18 protein-coding genes and 1 pseudogene are annotated in these 20,888 nt (G+C 47.7%); 3 read left to right on the top strand and 16 right to left on the bottom strand.

The features are described 5' to 3' along the window. Positions 1 to 77: 77 nt before the first annotated feature. From SYK_RS08240 to SYK_RS08220, 5 genes are all read right to left on the bottom strand, one after another. Entirely contained in the window at positions 78 to 671 is a 594-nt protein-coding gene (locus SYK_RS08240; protein WP_281763109.1) for a class I SAM-dependent methyltransferase, read from the bottom strand. A gap of 50 nt (positions 672 to 721) precedes the next feature. Continuing rightward, on the bottom strand, positions 722 to 1,282 hold the full coding sequence (locus SYK_RS08235) for a flavodoxin domain-containing protein (protein ID WP_281763108.1): 561 nt from the start codon (positions 1,280 to 1,282) through the stop codon (positions 722 to 724). 111 nt (positions 1,283 to 1,393) lie between these two features. Further along, positions 1,394 to 5,386 carry an acyl-CoA dehydratase activase gene (locus tag SYK_RS08230; protein ID WP_281763107.1) on the bottom strand — a complete coding sequence of 1,331 codons (3,993 nt, stop codon included), beginning with the start codon at positions 5,384 to 5,386 and terminating at the stop codon, positions 1,394 to 1,396. 336 nt (positions 5,387 to 5,722) lie between these two features. Then, a complete protein-coding gene (locus tag SYK_RS08225; protein WP_281763106.1) occupies positions 5,723 to 6,193 on the bottom strand; it encodes a MarR family winged helix-turn-helix transcriptional regulator in 471 nt (156 codons plus the stop codon). 302 nt (positions 6,194 to 6,495) lie between these two features. Beyond that, entirely contained in the window at positions 6,496 to 7,128 is a 633-nt protein-coding gene (locus SYK_RS08220) for a hypothetical protein (RefSeq protein WP_281763105.1), read from the bottom strand. Between the two features lie 870 nt (positions 7,129 to 7,998). Here SYK_RS08220 and SYK_RS08215 point away from each other — a divergent pair. Further along, positions 7,999 to 8,139, top strand: a pseudogene (locus SYK_RS08215) (transposase); the annotation flags it as partial. 347 nt (positions 8,140 to 8,486) lie between these two features. On the opposite strand, the gene SYK_RS08210 reads toward SYK_RS08215, so the two are convergent. From SYK_RS08210 to SYK_RS08165, 11 genes are all read right to left on the bottom strand, one after another. Further along, the gene (locus SYK_RS08210; protein WP_281763104.1) at positions 8,487 to 9,971 is read right to left on the bottom strand and encodes a PP2C family protein-serine/threonine phosphatase; all 1,485 of its coding nucleotides are present in this window, start codon (positions 9,969 to 9,971) and stop codon (positions 8,487 to 8,489) included. Positions 9,972 to 10,033: 62 nt separating this feature from the next. Next, positions 10,034 to 10,639 (bottom strand): PepSY domain-containing protein, encoded by a 606-nt coding sequence (locus SYK_RS08205; protein ID WP_281763103.1) that lies wholly within the window; start codon positions 10,637 to 10,639, stop codon positions 10,034 to 10,036. A 90-nt stretch (positions 10,640 to 10,729) separates the two neighbouring features. Next, positions 10,730 to 12,121: a sensor histidine kinase gene (locus SYK_RS08200; protein WP_281763102.1), complete on the bottom strand. Its 1,392-nt coding sequence runs from the start codon at positions 12,119 to 12,121 to the stop codon at positions 10,730 to 10,732. Continuing rightward, the gene (locus SYK_RS08195) at positions 12,096 to 12,776 is read right to left on the bottom strand and encodes a response regulator transcription factor (RefSeq protein ID WP_281763101.1); all 681 of its coding nucleotides are present in this window, start codon (positions 12,774 to 12,776) and stop codon (positions 12,096 to 12,098) included. Before SYK_RS08195 ends, SYK_RS08200 begins: the two co-directional genes overlap by 26 nt. A 92-nt stretch (positions 12,777 to 12,868) precedes the next feature. Further along, the gene (locus tag SYK_RS08190) at positions 12,869 to 13,654 is read right to left on the bottom strand and encodes a 4Fe-4S binding protein (RefSeq protein WP_281763100.1); all 786 of its coding nucleotides are present in this window, start codon (positions 13,652 to 13,654) and stop codon (positions 12,869 to 12,871) included. Between the two features lie 9 nt (positions 13,655 to 13,663). Then, positions 13,664 to 14,266 (bottom strand): DUF4405 domain-containing protein, encoded by a 603-nt coding sequence (locus SYK_RS08185; RefSeq protein WP_281763099.1) that lies wholly within the window; start codon positions 14,264 to 14,266, stop codon positions 13,664 to 13,666. Positions 14,267 to 14,498: 232 nt separating this feature from the next. Continuing rightward, complete coding sequence (locus SYK_RS08180) at positions 14,499 to 15,308, bottom strand: DUF169 domain-containing protein (protein WP_281763098.1); 810 nt, start codon at positions 15,306 to 15,308, stop codon at positions 14,499 to 14,501. A 148-nt stretch (positions 15,309 to 15,456) separates the two neighbouring features. Then, positions 15,457 to 15,828: a cytochrome c3 family protein gene (locus tag SYK_RS17710; RefSeq protein ID WP_353618303.1), complete on the bottom strand. Its 372-nt coding sequence runs from the start codon at positions 15,826 to 15,828 to the stop codon at positions 15,457 to 15,459. Positions 15,829 to 16,193: 365 nt separating this feature from the next. Further along, a complete protein-coding gene (locus SYK_RS17705; protein WP_353618298.1) occupies positions 16,194 to 16,505 on the bottom strand; it encodes a 4Fe-4S binding protein in 312 nt (103 codons plus the stop codon). After that, positions 16,502 to 17,674: an MFS transporter gene (locus SYK_RS08170; protein ID WP_281763096.1), complete on the bottom strand. Its 1,173-nt coding sequence runs from the start codon at positions 17,672 to 17,674 to the stop codon at positions 16,502 to 16,504. Before SYK_RS08170 ends, SYK_RS17705 begins: the two co-directional genes overlap by 4 nt. Continuing rightward, positions 17,661 to 18,122 carry a MarR family winged helix-turn-helix transcriptional regulator gene (locus SYK_RS08165; RefSeq protein ID WP_281763095.1) on the bottom strand — a complete coding sequence of 154 codons (462 nt, stop codon included), beginning with the start codon at positions 18,120 to 18,122 and terminating at the stop codon, positions 17,661 to 17,663. The genes SYK_RS08170 and SYK_RS08165 overlap by 14 nt, the downstream gene beginning before the upstream one ends. Before the next feature lie 432 nt (positions 18,123 to 18,554). Here SYK_RS08165 and SYK_RS08160 point away from each other — a divergent pair, with 432 nt between their 5' ends. Next, on the top strand, positions 18,555 to 19,814 hold the full coding sequence (locus SYK_RS08160) for an OprD family outer membrane porin (RefSeq protein ID WP_281763094.1): 1,260 nt from the start codon (positions 18,555 to 18,557) through the stop codon (positions 19,812 to 19,814). A gap of 356 nt (positions 19,815 to 20,170) precedes the next feature. Continuing rightward, positions 20,171 to 20,872 (top strand): TorD/DmsD family molecular chaperone, encoded by a 702-nt coding sequence (locus tag SYK_RS08155; protein ID WP_281763093.1) that lies wholly within the window; start codon positions 20,171 to 20,173, stop codon positions 20,870 to 20,872. Positions 20,873 to 20,888 lie beyond the last annotated feature (16 nt).

Genomic DNA, 20,888 nt, shown 5'->3' with positions numbered 1-20,888 from the left:
TTATTATCTCGTGGTTACCGTAAGTTTGTTTGTTCGATTGAATCGAAAGCAGGTCTGCGATTTCGAGTTGATCGAATCTATGCCAGATTGAGCATATAGGTATGTTCGAAGAATACCAGGGAGGTCTTTTTTAGACCGCTTGAAGCCGCTATGGCTTCGACTTCATTCGGAGCAAGCCGCGAGTGCAAGGGAGGACCAAAGTCCGCTTCCTCTTTCTTGCATTCAATAACGGCCACTTTCCCCTCGGGGCGCAGCACGCGTCGAAATTCGTGGAACATGTCCGAAGCTCGATCACGCACGGCACGGATGTGAAGCACTGTACTCAGCAATATCAGGTCCACACTCCGGGAGGTTAAAGGGAGGTGCCCGGTGATATCGCAGACATGGCCTCTGATGTTGGTCAAACCTTCTTTTTTGGAAGTCGTGGCAAGTTCTTCTATGGAAAGCGATATGGTGTCCAAGGCAATGATTTGCCCCTTGTCCCCCACTTGCGGCGCTGCCAGCAAAGAATATTCCCCAGCTCCGCATCCGGCATCCAGAAGGACCATCCCCTGAGAAAGGTTGAGTTGGTCGATCAATGCTTCCGGTTCATGGAGCCATAGGCTGGTCGGGCCATATCCCTTGGCTTTAGTTCGTTCTCCGCGACAATGTGTCCCGTGTGTTTCAGGCATAACGTGTTTTTCTCCTCAAAGTATAATCTCCGGAAAGCCGGAGTGTTTGTCTAGGTTGTTAACGGGAAAAGGGAGTTGATCAGCCCTGCAGTTCCTTCGTAAACTGTCTTTAAATCGTTCTCATTGGGGCGGCCATTTATGTTGCCGAGTCGTCCGGATTCATTCATCCCCTGCATCTTTTCAGGAATGAAAGCGCCGGGGATGCTCCATTCGGCGGCGACGGAGATCCCCAGATGATCGAACAACTGGCCCATGTATTTCAGGGCAGGAACAGCCTCTGCGTCCCCTGTGTGTGGTCCGGCATACGTGCAGTAAACGCAGGCAAATTTGTCTGACAGACGTGGCGAGCCAGGGAGGATGAGTCCTTCTGTTCGTGCGTGGTCCAATTGCCGTTCGATCCATTTGAGCATCTTCTTGCTCGGTAGCCATGTGTAAACACCTGATCCTATGAATGTGATGTCCGGCTCCAGCAGGGGGAGGATGCTTTCATTATTGCGAATATTGACCGAGTCCACGGAGCATCCTTTGTCTGTGCAGGCTCGCTCGATTTCACGGCTTACCTTTTCGGTCTGGCCGTTGAGCGAAGAATACAGGTTGAGTACATGGGGCATAATTATTCCTTGGGTTACACCGTTGATGAGGGTTCTCCTGAGGCGGCGGTTATTGCCCAAATTTATTTGTGCGGGCAACAACCGCCTGTATTGGAGAGGACGATTGATGCCTTATAAATAGTAGATAAACGAGTCTGTTTTGATTCGATCGTTTTCGTTTCGGTTTCCGTCAAAGGTCAGGTTCAATAAAGGCATTTTTTTCCCCCCATTGGTGTGATCCTGAAGAATGTCGAGAGAGATTCCCGTGTTTTCGTACATGGAAGCAGCGGATATGACTCCGTCCACTTGTGGGAGATTGCCCAAGGCTTTCATGCTTCGATAGCGGCCAAAGGCGCCGGCATAGTATCCGAGGTTGTGGTTTGCCCTGACCATTAGAGCTTCCAGGTCGGATTCGAAGTGACTTTGTTTGCCGAGCGCTTCGCTGATGATCCGGATGAGTCTTTGGAATTCGCGCAGAAGGCTTCGTCTCTGTTCTGCTCTGGGGTAGGGGCTGTGTTTCAGGGTGTCACGCAAGAAGCTCCATAGGTATTCACTGAACGGCGCAAACACGACATGGTGCCCGTCGGATTCCAGCCTTTTGAAAGTGTTGTCGTTCAAGGTATCATTGAAGAGGATCAACGGTTCACCCAAAGCAAAAATGCGTTTTCGGTATTTGAGTTTTTCAAGCCAGATTTGGACATGGTGGGCGATGGAGACAAGGGATTGTTGATTGAGTTCTCCTTTGCGTTCCATGTCTTGAAGAGTCTCGATGAGGTATTCTCTGTGCTCGCTTGGGGCGAGTCGGACCAGATCTCCCGCAAGGAGGCACAGGAACAGGGCTTGTGCTTGATTTTCTTCCATATCCAACAGGTTTTCCATGAACGGTGCCAGAATATTGATTTTGTCAAACCCACTTTCATCAAGTTTCGTGCGCATGAATCGAGCATACTGGCCATCAACTTCGGCACCTTCATTCTGTGGGAGCATGACGGAGAGCTGATCTGTTGTTGCAATATCAGGATCGTTTAAGGTGTACAGCAGATCGCCCAGTAAGGTGGACATGGAGAAGTATTCATTGGTCGTCGTGTGTTGCCGTCCGAGATCAATGGACGCAGCGCAGGTTTCTTTGATCAGCGTCGCATCATATCCGCCTTTGCGCATGGTTTCGCACATGAGCTGGGAATAGGGGTACAGGTTGGGTAACAATATCTTACCCGCCACCGGGAGAGAGGATTCCGACGTGATGGCTACGCGTTTTTCGAGGTCTTTCAGGTGCTCTTTCTTGGGAGAGGTCCGTAGATTGTCCCCTTTGCCCAGGCTATTTACAAATGCCTCCACTCGGGTGATGACGCCTACGGCGGAGGAGTGCTCATCCACTTCGATGGTCAGATAGGGTTTATCCCCCATGATTTCCTTAAAGTAGTGGGCGAGTACCGTGTCTGGTCCGCAACCGTGGTGCGTCAGGAAGATGGCGTGAAGATTCTTCTGTTTGGCTATCAATCCTGCTGCCGCAAGAATGTGCTGTCCAAAGGGCCAGTACATATTTGGATGTTGGTGGAAAATATCCACTTCTGGCAGGTCGTAAAAGGGCAGAGTCTGGTGGCCCATTTGTGCAAGCGTGTCCGCAATGCCCAGGTTCAGGGCGGGGTCGGCCACGCCATATATTTTGGATATGAGCACAAAAGTCTTTCGATCCGAAGGAAGGTCTGCGAGGGCTTTTCCCTGCGCATCAACCTTGGCTTCAAAGGCCTTGAAGGATTGCATGGCCGTTTGCAGGGCTTGTTGAGCCTGTTCCTGATTGGCACCGACTTCCCACCCTAGGTCCATGAAAACCTTGTTCATGAAGTCTTTTCCCTGATTGAAGGCGATGGTCGGTGCCAGCAATTTAATATTTTTGTTTTCCAAATCCATAGCCTTGTTGATAACTTTGAAGGCCAGTTGCATGTACACGCAACCGTAGTTCTGTCTGGCTTGTGATCCGGGATGAGAAACGGTGTAGAGGTCCGGGAAGAAAAGGAAATCTATGTCTTTTCCCACTAATTCAGCGGCATGTCCATTGATCAGTTTAACTGGATAGCATGTTTCGTCCAGAGAGTATTCCTGCGCTAGACGGATGGTTTTTCCCGAGGTGGGTTCGGATAACAATACGTTGCAACCCAAAGCGCGGAAAAAGGGGTAGAACAGTGGAAACATGCCGTAAGTGAACAAGGCGCGGGGAATCCCCACAGTCTTTTTTGTCGGGTCCAGTGTGGTCTCATATCCTTCAAAAATGAATTCCTGTACCCGGCGGTTAAACCGGGAAGCCTCGGTCTGGATCTTGGAAGAAGCAGAAGTTTCCGTCAGTTTCGAATCAGGAGAGAATCCTTTGAATTTGGTCTCTGAATTTTCTGCCGCAGCCATTTCTTCTCGGGCCAGGATAGCGGCTCCGTATGCACCTGTGACACTGAAGAACGGTGGCACGATGATTTCTTTGCCTGTCACGGCACGGAAAGCGTTCACCACGCCCTGATTGTGGGCCACTCCGCCTTGAAGGAATATTCTCTTTCCTACTTTTTTTTGTGATACGACACGGTTCATGTAGTTTTTGATGATGGAGTAGCAAAGTCCGGCCGAGAGATCCTCGGTGTTCGCACCATGGGCCAGATGGGCGGCAATACTGCTTTCCATGAAAACTGTGCAACGTTCTCCCAAGCTGATGGGAGACTCGGAAGCAAGGGCGCTGGAGCCGATTTCATGTAAGGGAATCCCCAATTTTTTGGCCTGTTCTTCGATGAATGAACCTGTGCCGGCAGCGCATATCTTGTTCATTTGGAAGTTGGTGACAGCTCCGTCTTTTAAAGTGATAAATTTGGAATCCTGTCCTCCGATTTCGAAAATGGTGTCCACACTCGGATCAAGAGCAGTGGCTGCTCTGGCCTGAGCCGTGATTTCATCGCGGACGACATCGGCTCCCACCAGACGGCCTGCCATGTAACGGCCTGACCCGGTGGTGGCTACACCTGCGATTTGGATCGCATCGCCTACTTCCTTTTCCAGCTCGGTTAGGCCTGTTCGTACAGCGTGAATGGGATCGCCTGCTGTTCTCAAGTAGCGGTATGCCACGATTTTGTTTTTAACGTCAGTGAGGACCAGGTTGGTGCTGGTGGACCCTACGTCTATACCGAGCCAGCATGGTGTCTGATCGTTGTCCGTCAGGCTTTGGCACTGATGCTTGTCAAAGGCGTCGTTCTCGCCGAACTTGGACAGCGGTTCAAGGTGCATGGCCTCCTGCATGTATGTATTGAAAGGCTCGGCCTGATGTATGGAGTCCGCTATGGACAATAAATTCACAGGGAGTTTTTCCGTGGCTGCAAGAACGGCTGCTCCAATAGCTCCGGCCACACTTGAGTGCTCGTGGACATGGAGTGCTTCCGCAGTCAGGCCGAGTACCGAACATATTGCGTCATTAATGGCTTTGTTCAAAGAAACGCCGCCCACAAACAGCAGGGGGGGGAGTCTTGGGAGTCCTCGCATGACGGCATTACGGTAGTTTTTGACCACTGCATGGGCCAATCCCGCCAGGATGTCTGTAGCCGCGACTCCTTCCTGCTGGTGGTGGATGATGTCTGTTTTGGCGAATACGCTGCACCGTCCGGCTATGCGGGGTACGAAGGTGGCTTTGGCTGCTAAGGCAGAATACTCTTCTATGCTCAGTCCAAGACGGGAAACCTGTTCTTCCAGAAATGATCCCGTGCCCGACGAACAATTGGAGGTCATGGAGACTTTGACCCCGGTTTTGTCCTCGGGGGTGAACCCGGTAATGAACTTGGCAGTCTGTCCCCCCATTTCGATAATGGAGGTGCAGGTGTTATCCAAACGCAACGCCCCTTCAACCAGAGTGGCGACCTCGTTGACTTCCAGCATCCCCCCAGAGTTTGTGAGGATTGCGCTGCCGCTGCCAGTAACGGCACCATAGGTTATGTGTTTTGCTTCCGGTAATTGAACAAGGCGCTGGAGCAGTTGCTTGAGTTCTTGGGTTACATGGCCCCTATGGAGCATGTATTCCGTATGAACGATTGTCCCTTTGGCATCCAGTACCGCTGCTTTGATTGATGCGTATCCAATATCAATGCCAAGACTATACATGGTGATCACCTCGGTGGCAGCAATTCTGCCGTGTGGTCAAAGTGTTAATGATTGTTCTTTTATGAAAATGAAATTCGTTATCAATGCATATGCGTATGAGAGTCATTTCGATTTTTTATGCTCAGTGCCGTGGAATGTTTTTCAGTGAACTTCAGGGTGTCAGCATTATGTGGTGAGCGGAGTCTTTTCAGGCCGAGGTCCAAAAAACGCTGCGTGTTTTTGCCGTAGGGTTTCCGGTTGATCAAAAATTATTTCTGTCTGTTTCGCGTCCGATGTCGTGAGTCGAAGAAGTTGTTTCTGCAAAGGTTAATCTGCTTAACTATTGTTGTAAAAAAATTATTTGAATCGTTTGAGTCGTTCGTCCACCATGCTCTCAACTTGTTCAAGCACCTCGGAGGTAGTGGCTATCTGCTGCGCAGAAAAGCGCTCAGTCATCTTCAGGAACATTTCCAAGCGCTGTTTGGTCATAGACTTAATGAGTTGAGACGCTTTTTCACCTTCAGGAGACAAGGACAGTTGAAATTCTTTGTCGCTGTGCTTTGAAATATTCTTGCTGATAAAGCCTCGTTTAACCAACCTGTTAACCAACTGCGAGGCTGCACTTTTGGTAAAATTAAAATGAGTGGCCACATTGGTCACATTGACATTTCCGCTCTGACCTAAAAACTCGATAGTGCGTACCTCACGCGGAGATAGAGCTATGGATTCGTTCAGCGTAAATGGTTGCTCGTCTATGTGCGTGTGTTTTTCAATGATCCGACGCAATTGGCTATATACGTTCATTCGTGTTTTTTCCTGACTAACCATGCGAACATAGTAAACTTGGTTAACTATCTAGTCAACCCTTTTTGAGATTACACGTTTCGTAGGCAATTAACCCTTTTAAATAGTTGATATAATTATAATAATTTTAACCAATCATACCCGCAGCCGCAAGTCTTGATATTCAAGGGAATTAGCTTGAGGCCCTTTTCCTCTTACCAATCTTTTTTGACTTGGTGGGTTTGAAATGTGGTCCGATAAAGTGAACCCATTTTTAATATGGCTTTCAATACGTCAATGATATATGCCATTTTGCTTTCCTGTCTATGTGTCGGCAATAACTACAATTAAAAATTTTTCACGAAAGGATTTCCAACGTTGTGAAGTCCGACAGCCTTGAAGGGGTCATAAGCTTCCACCCCACCAAATCCGTCCTGGAGCCAAGGAAGGCGATCCTGTATCTCGCCGTCCTTATATGGCGAGTTCGTCATCTCTACCCAAATGCGATTAATTGAGAATCCTTCCCCGTATAGGGGTGCCATTAAATCTCGGGAGACCTTCGCCATTGAGGTTCGATCATCGTTGTTAGCAAAGGTTACTAATAGGGGAGTGGGGTCGCCAGTTAGATCGTAGCGTCCTGAAATGAATGGTTGATGCTTTTTAGTATGCTTCACTCGGTGCCCCGCAGTACGCCATGGTAAAATACGAAGTGTATTTAATCCATAATGATCTCCACGGAAACCAAGAAGAACCACGAGGTTTTTGTCGTCTCCCAGGTCGCAGTAGATGGCCTCTCCTTTGACGTTTGGTTGACGAGAGTGTGGATTAGACGGCCAAATATCGAAGCTTGTGTCATTAAGTTGTATCATGCTTTTATAGTTTTTAAGGCCAGAGGGAGTGTTTACATCCACTCCTATGTAGTAGGTGTCAGTAGCAGCAAAGGTCACGCCTAGTACACTTGCAACAGTGCCAATGAGCACTAGAGCCACTGGGCCAGTCCAGACGAAGACGGCAACGGGCCTGAATGTGTTTGATCCAAAAAGAATAATGAAAAAACCATGATGAGGGCACCCATTGGGAGTACTACATAGAAAGCCGCCGTAGGAAGGGGGGCAATGAAAAACATCCAAATCAATACTCAGATGGGCAATGAAATGAAAAACACAGGATGCCTTTTTACAAAATCTGTGATTTGTTCTTTCAAAATAAGGTACTTCTTCGCTGAATCGTTATCAGGAAATTGTGCGATCAAAACCGAGCCCCTCACTGATTTTCCCAAAAGGGGGCACCTTACTAATTAACACTCTGTAATTAATAGGCATCGTGCAGTTTACTCCCTTTTCTTCCGTCCGCCTTTTTTGGGCTTGAGGCTCCGTCCAAGCAGCATCTTCAGCTTTTCAACGAAGGAGTTACTCCCCAGAGGGCGTCTTGATTTCTCTGCTGTTTTGAGTGAATCAAATTCATTTTCAAAATTCACATAATCAAACCTAGCAAATATATATGCCATCCCACATACCACGTTTTATGCTCTGTGAAACCGAATCCATACGCGATTGGCGCAACAGTTGAGAGTATGGCCCTGCTAGTATTTTTAATTTAGTAGACTACTATTAAAACGGTTTTTCAGAAGTCTTTAACAGTTTTTTTAGTTTTCTTAGAAAAATATTCACATCTCCTGCGTTTTTCGCAAAATTTCACATCCCAAGAGCATCACTTGTTGACTAATCGTTTTCCGATAGTGTAAAATGCATGAAACCCTTGGTGCGCCTAGCCGTTAGCAATTAATCTCCCCCTCTGACTTGGCCTGCTGGGCGGTGCAGCTCGATCTTCTCGAATACCATCCCTAGCCTCCAATCTCGTCAGGCCCAATTGAAGGAACCAACAACAAGATCAAAACGCTAAAACGACAGGCGTACGGCTACCGGGACAAGGAGTTTTTCAAGCTCAGAATCATGGGCATTCATGAGTCAAAGTACGCTTTAACCGGATGAACCCTTAAAATATGCTTTGTGTCCTTTTTGTGTCCCAATCCACAGCGATACCATGCGTAACCCCGCCAAATCAGGCACCACCCGCACGCCGTGAACATGCTGCACAAATCGGAATAAACGGGCGAAAGCTCTGTTTTTATAATTGGTTAAGTTGGTGTTGTGTTCGTTGGAATTCTTGAATGGCATTCAAAAGGTTGTGGGTTCGATTCCCTCCAGCTCCACCACAAGAAAGTTAAGGCTTAGAAGGAAAACCTTCTAAGCCTTTTTTCGTGGGCTATACGAATGATGGACTGCTAATTATTTTTTGAAGGAGTTAAGAAATCTATAGTTCTTTATTTATTGGTGTTTTACTCTTTACGATGGAGACAGAGCACCGTGATATCGTCATGCATGTTTTTGTCTTCGGAGAATTTTGTAACCGAAGAGAAGACGGTCTCTAACAATTCTTCACAACAGCTTCCTTTGTCTTTACGTATCAGCGACACCAAGCGTTTCATTCCGTAAAGGTTGTTTTGACCGTCGTATGCTTCAGTCGCTCCATCGGTGAAGACGACCAGTCTGTCTCCGCTTTTCAGTTTTGCCATTTGGCTTTCAAATTTAATGTTATTGATATTGCCTACTGGAAAGTTGGCTGCGCCTTCCAGATTCGTGAGAGTTCCGTCTGCGTGTTTTAATAGCGGTGGCTGGTGGCCTGCCAAAATATATTCCAAGTCTCCGGTTCGAAGATCGTAGCGGCCTACGACCATGGTGACGTACATGGCTGAAGTGTTGTTCGTCGCAAGTGTGTTGTTGAGCTTTTTCATGATGGCGTTCAGGGGCATGCCCTGCATGGCCAGTGAGCGGAGCATGTGTTGCGTTGCGAACATGAACAGGGCTGCTGGCACACCTTTTCCGGACACATCACCTAAAGAGAATAGCAGTGTGTGTTCGTTCACCATGAAGTAGTCGTAAAGATCTCCACCGATTTCTTGGGCAGGAAGCATGTGTGCCTTGATTGATGCTGTTTGACCGGGGAGGTTCAGCTTTTCAGGCAAGGCGCCTTGCTGAATTTCGGCAGCGATATGAAGTTCACTTTTGATCCGCGCTCGTTCGGCTGCGGTATTCTTTTCATTTTGAATATAATGGGTGAGTTCCTGTTCCATGTGGGCCAAGGCGCGGACTAATTCGACAATGTTTTTATCCTTTATTGATTTGAATTTGGTAAGCGTGTTTTGAGTTTCGGCATCAGCAATCTCTCGCGAAGGGAGCTGTCGTGCATAATTCGCAAGTTGTTTGAGGGGGAGGGTGATTCTTGCCGAAATCAGTTTTGCTCCGAGAAGCCCTAGTACGAATACAGCCAAAGCAAGAATTCCAGCTGTGAGTTGTACACTGGTACTGGCGTCATATGTGTAGTCTCTGTCATAACAAACAGCGACAAAGATATCTTTTTCTTTCGAAAAACCAACAACACAATCCCACCCTTTGGGGTTGGGACCTTCTTGCGTAATCTCGGTAGAAATTATCGATGATTTTGTTGGTTGTTTCGACAGTTGATTCAATAAAAGGGCAATCACAGCGGAAAGGTCGTTCGATCCATCACTTTCAAGAGTGTTTCCTTTGGAATCGAAGATGAAAGCTTGTCTACCTGGGATAGAGGTTGAAGTCAGGAAATTGTCGGATTCCGGAGCCTGTTTCATAAGCAAAAGCGTTTGGTTGATCGCGTTTTTGGCTGAGTTGTCCACAATTTTAGTTATTTGCGCCTGATACATTTCTTCGGAAATGATCCACAAGGGATAGGCGACCAAAATGACTGCCGCTGCAACCAGAATAAGAATTCGTTGATTTATCGACACAATGTATCTCCAGCCGCATGGAGGGGAGAAATGTCTCCCCCCATGCTTATGGCAATAGTCTATTAGTGATCGTCGTGATGCTTGTCAGATCGGGTGTCCCGACCCACGATGCGGCCGGTTTCTGGATCAACAATGACTCGAATCTGAGTTCCGTTGGACATGATGTTGATTTCATAACAGGCCCAGTCATCAATATCTTCGACATGAGCCTGATAGGCGATGCCATTTTCCGTTTTTTCCGCAATGGTCACGGCTTCGCGAAGGCTGGTTTTGGCGTATTTCAGTGAATCGTATCGCTTGCTGATTCGAGCTATGGCACTGTGGATAATTTCGGGGGAGCCGATCTTGAGGACATCTCCTGTCACGGGGGACGTGTTGACGCGAATGATTTCACTGTCGCGAAGCAAAATCACCTCTATGCCCTGTAAGGCAATGTCATCTTCGACCTCTACGCCGATTGCGATGCCTTTTCCGACTTCTTCAGCTTTTTGGATTAATTGGGGTAGGGCTATCTGATGCTGTTCCAGGCTGCGAGTGACAACTGCTGCATCCCGGTAACTATCATCATGATTGCCATGGCCTTCTGCCATCAATGTAACTGGCGAAAGGGCTATCGCTACAGCGAGTATTCCAGCGCCTATACGGTTGTGGGTAGATAAGATTTTCATAGTGTCCTCCGTGTTTGTTGAGGACATCATGAGGGTAGTTGCTTACGCTTGGCTTACAGAAAAATTACATGGGTGAAAGGTGTAAGCTGATTACAAGGAGGGAAGTTTTACCTTGAAGATGCTGCCGCCTTCAGGGGCTTCGGTGACAACAATTTTGCCGTCATGGGCAATGATTACGGCCCGCACGAGACTCAGTCCCAGCCCCAGCCCCTTTGTGGATCGGCTTTTATCCAGTCGATAGAGTTTGTCGAAGATACGTTTCCGCTCTTTTTCTGGAATTCCAGGTCCCGTGTCCTGAACGGTCAGTACGATTGTGTCTGAGGATGTTGAAGCTTTCAATGTCACCACCCCTCCTTCAGGGGTATATTTGAGCGCGTTGTCCGTCAGATTACCGATAGCCTGTGCCATCCTCTGCCGGTCAGCCGAAAGCATGACCTCTTCGCTTTCAACGATTAGTTCTATCCCTCGTTCTTCGGCGATCAGGTCATAAAGCCCAGCTATGTCATGGAGCAGATCGGCGACCGGAAATGATTCCACATTGAGCCGCATCTGACCGGTCTCGGCTTCGGCAATATCCATGAGCATGGAAATGAGTTTGTCGATGCGTTCGATTTCCTCGGCGCAATCTAGAAGAGTCTCTCGTTGTCTTTGGGGTGAAGTGTCTTCAATGACGGCCTGTTCAATTCTCGCCTTCATCCTTGCAAGGGGTGTCCGCAGGTCGTGGCCGACATTATCGAGGGCGTCCCGCATGGCGACCATGAGCGTCTCGATCCGTTGGAGCATGGCGTTGACGAGTTCTGCCAGTTCATCGAATTCCCCCTTTGGTTTATGGATCGGAACCCGGCTGGTCATGTCCCCGGAAGAAACTTTTTTTACGGTTTTGGTCAGTTGCCGGACGGGGCGGAGCACCTGGTGAGCCATAAAAGCGCCCCCTGCCATACCGAATAGCACGATTCCGAGCAGCACAATGGCAAACATGTCGCGCATGCTTTCAACGAGGAATTCCTGGCGTTCAGTAGTTCTCCCTATGTTCAGGATTTGTCCTCCCGGCAAGGTGTAGGCGTATATATCCAGGTCGTTGAATATCGGCAGGTCTACATTTTTCCACTGGCCGGACTTGATTGTGAGAGGGAGTGAAAAGAGGGAAGAAGGAAGTTCGTCAAGTTGTTCGGGAATGGTTTGCCAGATGGTTTTGCCATCGCGGTCTGTGAGGTGGATGTATACATTGCCCAGCCTGTTGGTCTTATGCTGTCTACGTAGTTCGGTAACCAGTTTGGCAAAACCGTTGTCGCTTTGGAGGGATTGGTAAAAGTTTACTTTTTCCATCACGCGTTGCCGTTCCATGTCGGTAACATATCGGTCAAGCAGAAAGACGCTCAGCCCAAACAGCGTAGTGGTACTGAGAAAGAACAGCAGAAAATATCCAGCCACAAGGCGAAATGAGAGCAGGTGGCTTTTAGCTTTGCGTATCACCGAGGACATAGCCCACCCCTCGAATGGTTTGAATCAAGTTTGTGCCAAAGGGCTTATCCACTTTTGCCCTGAGGCGGTGAACAAGCACCTCGACCACGTTGGTTTGGGGGTCGAAACTGTAGTCCCAGATGTGTTCGAGGATCATGGTCTTGGTGATGATACGTTTCGCGTTGGACATCATGTACTCCAGCAGGGCGTACTCCCGGGCATGAAGGAAGACGGGGTGTCCGGAGTGGGAAACCTCCCGCGTGAAGCGATCAAGTTTCAGTCCGTTGACTTTGAGGGTAGAACTGGTTGGCGTTTTGGAGGCGCGTCGGATAAGGGCCTGCAACCGCGCTTGGAGTTCGGCAAAGGAAAAGGGTTTTGTCAGGTAGTCATCACCGCCAGCTTGTAAGCCTGCGACCTTGTCATCCACGCTCTGCCGTGCACTGAGGATAAGAACAGGGGTGTCGATGCCTCTTCCCCGCATTTCCGCGATGATGGTCAGGCCATCGATTCCGGGCAGCATGCGGTCTAATACGGCTGCGTCATATTCGCCGTTTAGAGCGAAATCCTTGCCGTCGCTCCCTGTGGCGGCATGATCCACGGTGAAGCCTGATTCACGAAGGCCTTTGGCGATGTAATCGGCAATGGTCTGGTCGTCTTCTACAAGCAGTATGCGCATTCATTTCTCCTTCAATTCAATCTATGCGAGGGCAAGGGGGAGCGCAAGGTGTTGATAGGGCGTGAGGTCAATGGAGACCGCACGCCTTGATGTTACCATTTGAAGACAAAGAGGATCAGGTACGTCGAGATCATGTAAAGGCTCATTGCCCCTACCGCGAAGTAGACGTGGTTGACCTTGTACCCGAGAACGGTGAGTGAAAGCGCCTGAGCCTTGCTCGGACAGGCGTCCGTGTCCAGACAGTTAAAACAACTGAGGCAGTCTTCCCCGGAGATGGCATTTTTTGTGGACGGGTTAACTTGCATTGGACAAAGACGATCGCACTTTTTGCAACTAATGCAGACATCGGTATCCCGTTTAATTTGAGTGATTTTGAGAGCCCTGTTGATAATGTTGTACCCAGCTTTTTGAAAGCACATGTATTTGCAGAAGAACTGGGGGATAAAGAGAGGGATGAACAACACGGCCCAGTGCTTTATTTTGATGAAGTTCCATGAAAAAATAGTAGATTTGTACATGACGATGTGGTCGCCGAAGTAGCTCACACCTTTGGCGATGAAAAGATAGAGGAAGCAAGCCAAGAGTACATATCGGATAAGCCTGAGCCATTTGTCGTAAGGTTGAGGTATGTTGAATTGGAGTTTCGGAAAGAGTTTATTCCCGATGCGGGTCATGAAGTACGAGGCGGCTCCGAACGGACACGTCCATCCGCAAAACAACGGTCCGAATATTACAATTGATGCCATAACAACGTATTCTGTCTCAAGCTCGAAATCCATACCAAGTGTTTTCACGAAGAGATAGAAGTTGAGGGCGAAAAACAATCGAATAGCATCCCGAGAAAGGGTCAGTGGGGTGTCTTTTTTAAATATCTTCATAGCTATGACCTACTTAATGGCCATGTAAATTTTATATGGTGCGATGTCGTACTCCTCAGCGATGACTTTAATGATACTCTGTTCATTTGCGTCGTTGATATTAAGCTCATGCAAGCGGGCGATGAGTGTGGCGGCATCCACTTCGAGAAACAGAGCCAGCTGCCTGATGGTCAGGCTTTCCGTATTCGGGATGGGGGCTTCGGGATAGCTGACGGTCCATGACTCCTGAACTCTTTCACCCAGTTCAAGGATATTGGCTGGTCCCGGGAGTCCTGCCAGCGTACCTATCACAATCAGGAAAGAAAGGATGGATGCGACCACAGCCTCAGTGAAGAAGTTCATGCCGCTTCCTGGTTTTTTGAAATAGTTCAATAACGGCTTAAAGTTGTAGCCAATGTGGATTAGCGAGGTCACAAGGAACAGCAGTCCGAAAATGATATGAAGTTCCGTGAAAACGTCCTGATCCATTCCCAAAAAGGTCCACCACAGCCAGTCGATGGCATGATCATGTGGGGCCACATAAAGTTCTGCTCCCGTGAGCAGCAGAATAACGAAAGAAATAAAAGTAAATACTGAGATGAGTGCTCTCATCCGAAAGCCTTTGGTGCGCATCGTTTGCCTCCAGTTCGGTTGACTGTGAATAGGGGTAAGTATGCTGAAGGATTCTTTCTTGTAATTTACCTGTTTATTACAGGGGTGTAATAAATTGCCCTGTCGCCGAGATGCTTCAAAAAAAACAATTTTGCATCTTGATGATAAAACTGTTTAGGTCAGATTTGAGTGTGAAGTTAATCATCGGCGGCAGGGGCTGTTTGCGATTCCTGTACGTTACGTTTCCTCTTTGCTACTGAAGGTCTTGCCAAAGCGGAGAAACAAAAATGCCGTCTTCAGCTTCTTTTTCCAGTTGTAGGAATAGTTTCCACGGTACGGCAAAAGTCAGGTGCCCATCCGGGATTGTCATGCGGGTGTGTTTGCGAGCGGCGAGATCAGTGAAGCCGAGGACCGGACGCGGATTGTCCGCCTTTGCCTGAGCGAATACGTAAGTTCCGATCATCTGGCAGGCTCCGCCTTGGGGAGCCATGATATCCAGCAGGCCTTCACGGATGGATCCAGCCAGTGTGATGAGACCGGACAGTTGAAGAGGGTTGACGACGAAGGCAATGGATTCAGGGGTTTCCTGCTCTGTCACTTCGGAAAGCGGCTTCATGATACGGTATTTTTCCTTGAAGTCGTGAATCGGCAGGTCTTCGCTGAACCATTTGCGGGCTTTTTCAGGTGTACAATGAAAACGTTCGCCAATGGTCAGCTTGTTGCGCATGTGTCCCGGTGCGTTGTCGATGATTTCCTGATAGGCGACGGGGTTTTTGGCTGACTCTTTGCCTTTCGAGAAAAAGGCTTCGAATGTATCGGAACCACCCATGGCATAAGGGTAGGCCAACCCCATCCCCAACCCGGCGACGGCACCGGGGCATCCGAAAGTCTCCCGGTCAAAAACAGCTGTTTTGCCCTTGGCCGTTACCTGAGCGAACATGGACATGATGCAGCAGTATTTGCCGGGACGGGGCTGAAGCGCCTTTTCCGGTCGTTTGTCCGAGCGAAGCAGGGCAACGGGATGAAACTCGGGTTTCAAATGTGATGCGATGAGACTTTTCATGATTGACTCCATTTTAATTATGTATTTTTTAATAAAGCCGTCCCTAGCAGAAGGACAGGCCTGTAGCTTTTCAGTGCGTTCCAATGTCGGAATATACAAGAGTGCTGTTGATTGCGTTACTGCCTGATTAAATAGGATCCTTTACATATCAATTCCTGTGCTTGCCATGTCTCACTCGCTTTTTGGAATGCTCTCGGTCGGAATGGCAGCCTTTGCAGAGTGTCGGGGCCTTCCTTTTTTTCACGGTTTGATGACAGCCTACACAGGCTTGTTTTGATGTGTTGTCATGCCAAGCTTGGTAGAACCCGCCAGGTGTGTTTTTGGCTTCTTGGCGGATGTCAACATGACAGGATTGGCAGGCTTCGATTTCTTGTTCGCTTTGAGCTGTGTGATGACATGTGAAACAACTGATCCCTTCTTCCACATGTTCGTTGTGTGAAAAGGGTACTCCAGCCTGCGAAGTTGTTGAATTGGGGGACTGTATGATGTTGTTTTTGGGATGATTTTTGGAAGATGCCATCGTGTAGCTCAGAAGAATGCTCAGTGTGATGAGCAATATTGCTATGATAAGAGATGCTTTTTCCATGGTGCTCTTTCAGTGTGCTGTTCGTGTCGTGTTTAAAAAAGATAAATGCTTTTTTTGCGTTGGTTGTGGAATGCAAGGGGAGCGTGGGGAGTGGGGGTGGTAATGAAATAGAATGATGTACGTATAAAGAAGATAAGACCACGAGGGGGATTTGATTGTTCATGGTTACAACCTCCATTTCAGTTGATTTGAGTGATCTGAAGATGACGAAAGTTGTTTGCCCGGAGATTACGGGAAGATTACGGGGGGGGTAATTGACGAGAACTCTCCCCGGGCAAACTATGGGATTTAGAATGAATTTATTGAAATGATATTGCCTGATTGGGACATACTTGGATGCATGATCCACATCTGATGCACCGTGTGTTGTCAACGCGGGCGACGTCGGTAACGGTGATGGCTCCTGAGGGGCATTCTCGTTTACATTTTTTGCACATCATACATCTCTCAGTATCGATAGTTATTTGTGAAAGAGTGTCGCTCGACTCTGTTTTTGAAATTGGCGATGGAGAGATGGCAGCCCCTTGAAGCCGATTGGTCAGTTGATGGGATTGTCGCTCCTTATTGTGACACTGCTTGTGGCTATGCCGATTTTTGCTTCTTGTTTTCATGCAGTTTTTTCGCATTTTTTATTGATCCTTTGCTTTACGGTGAATCCAAGTGAAATTGTTGCACCAGCAAGGCACAGCGCACAGGCAATCATGAAAGGCTGGTTGCTCGATGGCGTGGTGAAAAGTCCACTTAAGGCGTCAATTACTATGGGAGATATGAATTGACCAAAATAGAGCATGCTGCTCATGACAGCCAGCGCTCGTACACTATCTTTGGGAGCCACGGTAGCTCTGACTGCATTCATAACATAGGGGAAAAGGAATCCTTCCCCAGTCCCGGTAAGGAGTGCTCCGGCGAACACTGTCGTAATATTGTTTGCTTCACCAATGGTGAACATACCTAATCCCATGGTGCATATCGCGACGAATACGGCAGATTTTCCGAGAAGAGTTGTTATTTTTTGGAAAAAAATACCTACGAGGAATGGGGCACCCGTGACCAGTGCGCAAGCAATCCCGGAAGTCGTAGAGCTTCCCATGCCGGTTCCTTCGACAAACAGTGAGATATTGAGCGGAACAGTATAAAAAATTACCATCAACAGCAGCATGAACACTGAGTTGAAGTATGTTTTTCGTGGTAAAGGGGTTGTCTGGCCTTTTTGAGCATGAGAAGTCGGTTCTGGTAGCCAGAATGCGACAACTATAAGAGAGATTAACGCAATGCCGTAAACGCCAAATGAGCATCGCCAAGACATGATAGCCAAGGCCCCGGATACAATTTGGGCAGCCATTCCACCAAAGTGGTTGGCAGCACTGACCCACCCCATCATTTGTCGGGCTTTCTCTCCATGGAAGAATTCTGAAACAAGTCCTGTCGAGATAGGCATGACCAGTCCGACTGACAATCCTAGTATTGCTCGGAAGCCTAGCAATATATAGAAGTTGGCGGAAAAAGCTCCTCCAAGTCCTCCCACAAGATAAAGAATCAGCCCGAGAAGCAGAAGATTGCGTCGGCCGAACCGATCGGCCAGCCTCCCCGTGACCATAGCGGTGGGGATGACGAGTAGTGCGGGAAGTGTCACTATCAATTTGATTACAGAGGGAGACTGTTCCGAAAAGAAGTGAGAGAGACTCGACATGGCTGGAGCGACGATTGCCCCTGCCATAACAGTGATGAGCGAAACGGACAGTATGGCAACCGTTATTTCGCGTTCTTTATTTGTATCCATAGTTGTTCTCCATATTCACAATGATTTTTTTCAATACAATTTTGAATGTGTTGAGTTCTTTTTTTGAAAGCCCTTGTTCTGCCTGTGTCAGGTTCAGTTGAGCCAGAGGCATGAGGGCTTTTAATTCAATGCTCCCTTTTGAAGACAAATGTATTCTGTTGTATCGACGATCCTCTGGAGCCGGTTGACGGGTCACGAGTTTGCGAGACTCCAACCTGTCAATCATTTTTGTCATGGAAGCCTTGCTCTTGAAAGATTTCTCAGCGAGTTCCTGTTGTGTCATTCCATTAGTTTGGCTGAGATTTGTGAGAATTTTCCATTGTTCCGCCGTAGCACAGCATCTCGCGTCAGAAATTTTGCGATTCAAACCCAACCGCAATAGTTGGGATGCTCGATTCAGCAAAGATCCCGTTGAATTTTCTAAGTTGTATTTGATTCTTCGTGTCATTGGTTCTCCGAAGTAGTTACTGTTTATACAGTCAACGATTTGACTATTGGGGTGCATCACAAGAAATCAAAAAAGATTGAGCTAACAGTCTGATTTGAGGCAGTTTTACAGTGCTTTTCAGGGTGTTTTGTGCCTGCCCTTTTTTGATATTTTGCGAAAACAAAGATTATCTGCGGATTACCGCTTTTGTTCACTTCGACTTTTTGTTCGTCCGTGATTTCTGCTTGACAATAATAGTCATGACGATCATTGTCAACGCCATATTAGCCAAGGCTGTGGATGTTCGGTTTTATCACCGCGCAAAAGTTTTGGTCGGGATGGTGTCGGATGACTTTATAGGGGTGTTGAGTTGCATGGCGGAAGGGCGATCAACAGTCCGGAAAAGGAGATCCTCTCTTGGAATTTTAATACAACTAACTTCGAGGATGAGTGATGAGTTTAAGGAAATTGTTATGGGCGTTACTGGCGGTTTGTATTGTTTGGACGCCTGCAAGAGCCGCTGACTCTGTGTCAGAGGCTGTTATGCAGGGACATTTTCGTGGAGAATTGCGTCTTTATTCTTTTGATTCTGATTTTGATCAGGAAAATAAGAGCAACAGTAAAGATACGGCGTTAGGTGGACTTTTCTATTATCAAACCGACCCGTTGAAGAATATCAGCGTAGGTGTTGCCGCCAGGACTGGATTTGATCTGGGAAATTCCAAGACAGACTCTACATATATGTTGTTGCCGACGAACGACGAGAACGAACGTTTTAGTTACGGTGCGTTACAGGAATACTGGATTAAGGGGGAGTGGGCCGATACCGCCATCAAGATTGGTGCCCAGCAGGTGAATACCCCGTTTTTGAATGGGCACGATATTCGTTTGATGCCGAAAACGTATCGAGGTGTCTCTGTCGAGAGCAAATACTTCGACAATCTGCTCCTGCATGCCATGCATTTTACGGATATTATGGGCTGGGCAGATACCGATTTCCAATCCCTTTCACATTTTACTGATCGCACGGGTACAGTGACCGAAGATCGGGGTGTTTCTCTGGTGGGTGCTGTGTGGAAGCCTCTCAAAAACCTGCAGCTTGAAGCATATGATTATCAATTCTGGGACATGTACAACGACATGTACGGTCGCATGAAGTATGATCATCCATTCAATGATACGTTCACCGGCTACGTCGATCTGAGATATTTGGCCCAAAATACTGTAGGTAAAAACCTGTTGAACAAGGAAGACTCCTATATGCTTGGTGCCGGCGTTGGTATCAAGGCGTATGGCGCGGACCTGCAATTCGTGTACGCGAATATAGGTGATGATGATATCGAGAATCCTGGTGGTGGACGGTTGATGCTTCTTCAGCAGGTAGCCTTCAGTAAGCGCGCAGAGGACAATGTATATGCCGGAATATTGCAATATGATTTTGGTTATCTGGGGCTTACTGGACTGACGGGAAATACCTCTTATGGCTACTACGATTCTACCGAATCCGGCCCCAATGCTTCTTTCGACATTAAAGAGTGGGATTTCATGTTGCGGTATAAATTCAGTGAAGCCCTGAAAGGGTGGAGAGCAACTGCTCGCTACGCCATTGTCGATGGTGACAACAGCACAGGCGGTGCTGGCTACGATAGGAACGATCTTCGTTTCCAGCTTACCTACAAATTCGCGTTCGATTTGAACGAATTATTGGATTAATCAAATCCAAAGGCCATACCCCTCCTCCTTGGGAGTGGATCGAGTTTCGCCGATCCACTCCCTTTGAAAGGGAAATACATGTTGAAGTATGGACGTGGGGTGCAGCTTTTCGGACTTGTCCTTGTATAAGATAAACATAAATTTCGGCTTGTTGTTTATTTTTTAAGATAGGAAAGTCTATTTGGGAGTGGCCTTTTGCTTGACAATAATGGTCGTGACTATCATCGTTATGACAACAATAGAATGGGCCACCATTTGAGCCTGTCTCGAAGTGTCATTTGAAGAGGGCGATAGAGAACATTGGCAAGGCAGAAAGCTCTCACATGAAATTTGAAAAAAAGTGGAGGTTTGAATTCATGAATCGGTCTTTTGGAAGTGAAGATATCGATATGACTGCAAAGACCTGCGAGTTCCTATCGGTTCTTCTTAACGAAAAACCTACAGAGGCATTTGTCGAGCAGTTGAGAAAAAACGGTGCCGAATTTCGAGCTCGTCATGAAGTGCCAAACGGCAAGGGACCTTTGGATGAAGGGATTTGTCAGATGTTTCAATACGTCGAAGCGACAAAAGATAAAACAGTATTGGAAGTTTCCAGAGAGTTGGCTGTTAGTTGGACCCGGATTTTTAGAGGGATTGCTCCCGGGTATAGCCCCTTGCCTCCCTGTGAAGCTTTTTATGTTGCTGATGGCAATCAGGAAGTACAGTTGAAGATATTTCTTGAACTGACAAAGGAATATTCGACAAGTGGTTTGGTGGTGGATGCAATGTGTGTGCACCGGCCTGATTATGTCGGTGTTGAGATGGCTTTTGTGCACTCTTTTCTGAAACAGGAGGCCGCTTTCTTGAAAGAGAAAGATTTCACCAAGGCACAGGAATGCAGAGAGTCTTGTCGTCGATTTGCTGCAAATCATTTGGAGAACTGGTTTCCGCTTTTTTGCAAAGAGGCGGAGAAATATTCGGACTCGGGTTTTTATCAGGGATTGCTGATTTCTCTGGCCGGTTTCGTTTCTATGCTGGCACGTGGTGAAGAGGACATGTCCTCGACCTGTGTTCATTAAAGTAAAGTGGGTAGTA

Source organism: Pseudodesulfovibrio nedwellii, assembly GCF_027923765.1.
In the GTDB taxonomy this organism is placed as follows: domain Bacteria; phylum Desulfobacterota; class Desulfovibrionia; order Desulfovibrionales; family Desulfovibrionaceae; genus Pseudodesulfovibrio; species Pseudodesulfovibrio nedwellii.
The sequence above is the reverse complement of the archived record's forward strand: the minus strand, read 5'-3'. Positions and strand labels throughout refer to the sequence as shown.

Coding starts and splice junctions, on each gene's coding strand:
- SYK_RS08240 (WP_281763109.1), bottom strand. CDS start 671: ATGCCTGAAACACACGGGACACATTGTCGCGGAGAACGAACTAAAGCC.
- SYK_RS08235 (WP_281763108.1), bottom strand. CDS start 1,282: ATGCCCCATGTACTCAACCTGTATTCTTCGCTCAACGGCCAGACCGAA.
- SYK_RS08230 (WP_281763107.1), bottom strand. CDS start 5,386: ATGTATAGTCTTGGCATTGATATTGGATACGCATCAATCAAAGCAGCG.
- SYK_RS08225 (WP_281763106.1), bottom strand. CDS start 6,193: ATGGTTAGTCAGGAAAAAACACGAATGAACGTATATAGCCAATTGCGT.
- SYK_RS08205 (WP_281763103.1), bottom strand. CDS start 10,639: ATGAAAATCTTATCTACCCACAACCGTATAGGCGCTGGAATACTCGCT.
- SYK_RS08200 (WP_281763102.1), bottom strand. CDS start 12,121: ATGTCCTCGGTGATACGCAAAGCTAAAAGCCACCTGCTCTCATTTCGC.
- SYK_RS08195 (WP_281763101.1), bottom strand. CDS start 12,776: ATGCGCATACTGCTTGTAGAAGACGACCAGACCATTGCCGATTACATC.
- SYK_RS08190 (WP_281763100.1), bottom strand. CDS start 13,654: ATGAAGATATTTAAAAAAGACACCCCACTGACCCTTTCTCGGGATGCT.
- SYK_RS08185 (WP_281763099.1), bottom strand. CDS start 14,266: ATGCGCACCAAAGGCTTTCGGATGAGAGCACTCATCTCAGTATTTACT.
- SYK_RS08180 (WP_281763098.1), bottom strand. CDS start 15,308: ATGAAAAGTCTCATCGCATCACATTTGAAACCCGAGTTTCATCCCGTT.
- SYK_RS17710 (WP_353618303.1), bottom strand. CDS start 15,828: ATGGCATCTTCCAAAAATCATCCCAAAAACAACATCATACAGTCCCCC.
- SYK_RS17705 (WP_353618298.1), bottom strand. CDS start 16,505: ATGAAAACAAGAAGCAAAAATCGGCATAGCCACAAGCAGTGTCACAAT.
- SYK_RS08170 (WP_281763096.1), bottom strand. CDS start 17,674: ATGGATACAAATAAAGAACGCGAAATAACGGTTGCCATACTGTCCGTT.
- SYK_RS08165 (WP_281763095.1), bottom strand. CDS start 18,122: ATGACACGAAGAATCAAATACAACTTAGAAAATTCAACGGGATCTTTG.
- SYK_RS08160 (WP_281763094.1), top strand. CDS start 18,555: ATGAGTTTAAGGAAATTGTTATGGGCGTTACTGGCGGTTTGTATTGTT.
- SYK_RS08155 (WP_281763093.1), top strand. CDS start 20,171: ATGAATCGGTCTTTTGGAAGTGAAGATATCGATATGACTGCAAAGACC.